The sequence below is a fragment of the Phytopseudomonas dryadis genome (assembly GCF_004327355.1).
GTDB lineage: Bacteria > Pseudomonadota > Gammaproteobacteria > Pseudomonadales > Pseudomonadaceae > Aquipseudomonas > Aquipseudomonas dryadis.
Genome location: NZ_QJUM01000058.1, coordinates 1 through 5,692 on the forward strand (window position 1 = coordinate 1; position 5,692 = coordinate 5,692).

At 52.3% G+C, this 5,692-nt stretch carries 2 tRNA genes and 3 rRNA genes; all 5 read right to left on the bottom strand.

Annotation, left to right across the window (positions count from 1 at the left end):
- Positions 1-48: 48 nt before the first annotated feature.
- Positions 49-164, bottom strand: a 5S ribosomal RNA gene (rrf, locus tag DNK34_RS25115).
- A gap of 138 nt (positions 165-302) precedes the next feature.
- A 23S ribosomal RNA gene (locus tag DNK34_RS25120) occupies positions 303-3,194 on the bottom strand.
- Positions 3,195-3,439: 245 nt separating this feature from the next.
- Positions 3,440-3,515 (bottom strand) — tRNA-Ala (locus DNK34_RS25125).
- A gap of 20 nt (positions 3,516-3,535) precedes the next feature.
- A tRNA-Ile gene (locus tag DNK34_RS25130) sits at positions 3,536-3,612 on the bottom strand.
- A gap of 86 nt (positions 3,613-3,698) precedes the next feature.
- Positions 3,699-5,234, bottom strand: a 16S ribosomal RNA gene (locus DNK34_RS25135).
- Together the 16S, 23S and 5S rRNA genes with 2 tRNA genes alongside form the textbook arrangement of a ribosomal RNA operon.
- Positions 5,235-5,692 lie beyond the last annotated feature (458 nt).

The following is a 5,692-nucleotide window of genomic DNA, read 5'->3' on the forward strand; positions in this document are numbered from 1 at the left end:
AAAGACGAAACCCCAGACCTCTGTCGAGATCTGGGGTTTCTGGTAGAAGCTTGACGATGACCTACTCTCACATGGGGAAACCCCACACTACCATCGGCGATGCGTCGTTTCACTACTGAGTTCGGGATGGGATCAGGTGGTTCCAACGCTCTATGGTCGTCAAGCAATCCGGTTGGGGAGTCGATGTTTAGGTCGCTTCCCCGAATTGGGTATGTGATATCCGTTGGTATTACGTGTTCTCGCAAATTTTCGGCTTTACTGTCGACTTCAACCGTCCAACAGCCAAATTGTTTGGGTGTTATATGGTCAAGCCTCACGGGCAATTAGTATGGGTTAGCTCAACGCCTCACAACGCTTACACACCCCACCTATCAACGTCGTAGTCTTCGACGGCCCTTTAGGGAACTCAAGGTTCCAGTGAGATCTCATCTTGAGGCAAGTTTCCCGCTTAGATGCTTTCAGCGGTTATCTTTCCCGAACATAGCTACCCGGCAATGCCACTGGCGTGACAACCGGAACACCAGAGGTTCGTCCACTCCGGTCCTCTCGTACTAGGAGCAGCCCCTCTCAAATCTCAAACGTCCACGGCAGATAGGGACCGAACTGTCTCACGACGTTCTAAACCCAGCTCGCGTACCACTTTAAATGGCGAACAGCCATACCCTTGGGACCGGCTTCAGCCCCAGGATGTGATGAGCCGACATCGAGGTGCCAAACACCGCCGTCGATATGAACTCTTGGGCGGTATCAGCCTGTTATCCCCGGAGTACCTTTTATCCGTTGAGCGATGGCCCTTCCATACAGAACCACCGGATCACTAAGACCTACTTTCGTACCTGCTCGACGTGTCTGTCTCGCAGTCAAGCGCGCTTTTGCCTTTATACTCTACGACCGATTTCCGACCGGTCTGAGCGCACCTTCGTACTCCTCCGTTACTCTTTAGGAGGAGACCGCCCCAGTCAAACTACCCACCATACACTGTCCTCGATCCGGATAACGGACCCGAGTTAGAACCTCAAGGTTGCCAGGGTGGTATTTCAAGGTTGGCTCCATGAGAACTGGCGTCCCCACTTCAAAGCCTCCCACCTATCCTACACAAGCAAGCTCAAAGTCCAGTGCAAAGCTATAGTAAAGGTTCACGGGGTCTTTCCGTCTAGCCGCGGATACACTGCATCTTCACAGCGATTTCAATTTCACTGAGTCTCGGGTGGAGACAGCGCCGCCATCGTTACGCCATTCGTGCAGGTCGGAACTTACCCGACAAGGAATTTCGCTACCTTAGGACCGTTATAGTTACGGCCGCCGTTTACCGGGGCTTCGATCAAGAGCTTCGCGTTAGCTAACCCCATCAATTAACCTTCCGGCACCGGGCAGGCGTCACACCCTATACGTCCACTTTCGTGTTTGCAGAGTGCTGTGTTTTTAATAAACAGTCGCAGCGGCCTGGTATCTTCGACCGGCATGAGCTTACGGGGTAAACCCTTCACCCTCACCGGCGCACCTTCTCCCGAAGTTACGGTGCCATTTTGCCTAGTTCCTTCACCCGAGTTCTCTCAAGCGCCTTGGTATTCTCTACCTAACCACCTGTGTCGGTTTGGGGTACGGTTCCTAATTACCTGAAGCTTAGAAGCTTTTCCTGGAAGCATGGCATCAACCACTTCATCGTCCATAAGGACAACTCGTCATCAGCTCTCGGCCTTGAACGCCCGGATTTACCTAAGCATCCAGCCTACCGCCTTAAACACGGACAACCAACGCCGTGCTGGCCTAGCCTTCTCCGTCCCTCCATCGCAGTAATTAGAAGTACGGGAATATTAACCCGTTTCCCATCGACTACGCATTTCTGCCTCGCCTTAGGGGCCGACTCACCCTGCGTCGATTAACGTTGCGCAGGAAACCTTGGTCTTTCGGCGTGCGAGTTTTTCACTCGCATTGTCGTTACTCATGTCAGCATTCGCACTTCTGATACCTCCAGCAAGCTTCTCAACTCACCTTCACAGGCTTACAGAACGCTCCTCTACCGCTCATCCTAAGATGAACCCGTAGCTTCGGTGTATGGTTTGAGCCCCGTTACATCTTCCGCGCAGGCCGACTCGACTAGTGAGCTATTACGCTTTCTTTAAAGGGTGGCTGCTTCTAAGCCAACCTCCTAGCTGTCTAAGCCTTCCCACATCGTTTCCCACTTAACCATAACTTTGGGACCTTAGCTGACGGTCTGGGTTGTTTCCCTTTTCACGACGGACGTTAGCACCCGCCGTGTGTCTCCCGTGCTGACACTTGCCGGTATTCGGAGTTTGCATCGGTTTGGTAAGTCGGGATGACCCCCTAGCCGAAACAGTGCTCTACCCCCAGCAGTGATACACGAGGCGCTACCTAAATAGCTTTCGAGGAGAACCAGCTATCTCCGAGCTTGATTAGCCTTTCACTCCGATCCACAGGTCATCCGCTAACTTTTCAACGGTAGTCGGTTCGGTCCTCCAGTTAGTGTTACCCAACCTTCAACCTGCCCATGGATAGATCGCCCGGTTTCGGGTCTATACCCAGCGACTAAACGCCCTATTAAGACTCGCTTTCGCTACGCCTCCCCTATTCGGTTAAGCTCGCCACTGAATATAAGTCGCTGACCCATTATACAAAAGGTACGCAGTCACCCAACAAAGTGGGCTCCCACTGCTTGTACGCATACGGTTTCAGGATCTATTTCACTCCCCTCTCCGGGGTTCTTTTCGCCTTTCCCTCACGGTACTAGTTCACTATCGGTCAGTCAGTAGTATTTAGCCTTGGAGGATGGTCCCCCCATATTCAGACAAAGTTTCTCGTGCTCCGTCCTACTCGATTTCATTGAAAAGAGAATTTCGTGTACGGGGCTATCACCCACTACGGCGGCACTTTCCAGAGCCTTCCACTATTCTCTAATCAACTTAAGGGCTAGTCCCCGTTCGCTCGCCACTACTAAGGGAATCTCGGTTGATTTCTTTTCCTCAGGGTACTTAGATGTTTCAGTTCCCCTGGTTCGCCTCCTGCACCTATGGATTCAGTGCAGGATACCCAGCTTGTGCTGGGTGGGTTCCCCCATTCAGAAATCTCTGGATCACAGTCTGTTTGCCGACTCCCCAGAGCTTATCGCAGGCTACAACGTCTTTCATCGCCTCTGACTGCCAAGGCATCCACCGTATGCGCTTCTTCACTTGACCATATAACCCCAAGCAATCTGGTTACTGTCTATAACGTGAAGACGACATTCGCCGAAAATTTGCACTTGAGAACAACGCAAATTTTACCTTGACTCGATCAACTGCCAGTGAAAGCAGCCAATCAGTCACTTCTATCACATACCCAAATTTTTAAAGAACGATGTTCGTACTGGCCAAAGACCAGAAATCAACACTCATCCGCTTACCGCGGGAATGCTCAGTTCTGAACTCTCTACAACTGTAAGTGGTGGAGCCAAGCGGGATCGAACCGCTGACCTCCTGCGTGCAAGGCAGGCGCTCTCCCAGCTGAGCTATGGCCCCGTATCGTCTGCACCAACAATTGGTAGGTCTGGGCAGATTTGAACTGCCGACCTCACCCTTATCAGGGGTGCGCTCTAACCAACTGAGCTACAGACCTATAACAGGGTCGCGTTACAGCATCGTCTTCTACAAGGAATCAAGCAATTCGTGTGGGTGCTTATGAAAAAGCTGGGATCTGTCGATTAAGGAGGTGATCCAGCCGCAGGTTCCCCTACGGCTACCTTGTTACGACTTCACCCCAGTCATGAATCACACCGTGGTAACCGTCCTCCCGAAGGTTAGACTAGCTACTTCTGGTGCAACCCACTCCCATGGTGTGACGGGCGGTGTGTACAAGGCCCGGGAACGTATTCACCGTGACATTCTGATTCACGATTACTAGCGATTCCGACTTCACGCAGTCGAGTTGCAGACTGCGATCCGGACTACGATCGGTTTTATGGGATTAGCTCCACCTCGCGGCTTGGCAACCCTTTGTACCGACCATTGTAGCACGTGTGTAGCCCTGGCCGTAAGGGCCATGATGACTTGACGTCATCCCCACCTTCCTCCGGTTTGTCACCGGCAGTCTCCTTAGAGTTCCCACCCGAGGTGCTGGTAACTAAGGACAAGGGTTGCGCTCGTTACGGGACTTAACCCAACATCTCACGACACGAGCTGACGACAGCCATGCAGCACCTGTGTCTGAGCTCCCGAAGGCACCAATGCATCTCTGCAAAGTTCTCAGCATGTCAAGGCCAGGTAAGGTTCTTCGCGTTGCTTCGAATTAAACCACATGCTCCACCGCTTGTGCGGGCCCCCGTCAATTCATTTGAGTTTTAACCTTGCGGCCGTACTCCCCAGGCGGTCAACTTAATGCGTTAGCTGCGCCACTAAGTTCTCAAGGAACCCAACGGCTAGTTGACATCGTTTACGGCGTGGACTACCAGGGTATCTAATCCTGTTTGCTCCCCACGCTTTCGCACCTCAGTGTCAGTATCAGTCCAGGTGGTCGCCTTCGCCACTGGTGTTCCTTCCTATATCTACGCATTTCACCGCTACACAGGAAATTCCACCACCCTCTACCGTACTCTAGCTCGCCAGTTTTGGATGCAGTTCCCAGGTTGAGCCCGGGGCTTTCACATCCAACTTAACGAACCACCTACGCGCGCTTTACGCCCAGTAATTCCGATTAACGCTCGCACCCTCTGTATTACCGCGGCTGCTGGCACAGAGTTAGCCGGTGCTTATTCTGTCGGTAACGTCAAAACAGCAAGGTATTCGCTTACTGCCCTTCCTCCCAACTTAAAGTGCTTTACAATCCGAAGACCTTCTTCACACACGCGGCATGGCTGGATCAGGCTTTCGCCCATTGTCCAATATTCCCCACTGCTGCCTCCCGTAGGAGTCTGGACCGTGTCTCAGTTCCAGTGTGACTGATCATCCTCTCAGACCAGTTACGGATCGTCGCCTTGGTGAGCCATTACCTCACCAACTAGCTAATCCGACCTAGGCTCATCTATTAGCGCAAGGCCCGAAGGTCCCCTGCTTTCTCCCGTAGGACGTATGCGGTATTAGCGTCCCTTTCGAAACGTTGTCCCCCACTAATAGGCAGATTCCTAGGCATTACTCACCCGTCCGCCGCTGAATCAGGGAGCAAGCTCCCCTCAACCGCTCGACTTGCATGTGTTAGGCCTGCCGCCAGCGTTCAATCTGAGCCATGATCAAACTCTTCAGTTCAATACTGCTTGGGTTTTGAGAAAACCCTAAACTTGGCTCAGCAATCGCAAACTCTTCAAAAAGAAGAGAAACTCTCGAATTAACGAGTGTTTACTTGTGATGCTGATAATCTTGCGACCCTCAGTCTTACCCCACAAGCACCCACACGAATTGCTTGATTCAATTGTTAAAGAACGGTTGGCTGAGCCTTTCGTCTCAACCGAGGCGCGCATCTTACAGCAGCCTCATTTCCTGTCAAGCTATTTCGAAGAACTTTTGCTTTCTTCTCAACACCTTGCAGCACCCCACCAGACCATCTTCTCTCCAGCGGGAGGCGCATTCTACAGCGTTACAAACCGCTGTCAACCGCCTCATCACCACCTTCGATCCAACCCGATCGAGCCACCGACAGAACCACTCGAACCGCCCTGTCAGCGCCGGCGCATTCTACTCGAATTCGCCGTCCGTGCAACCCTTAT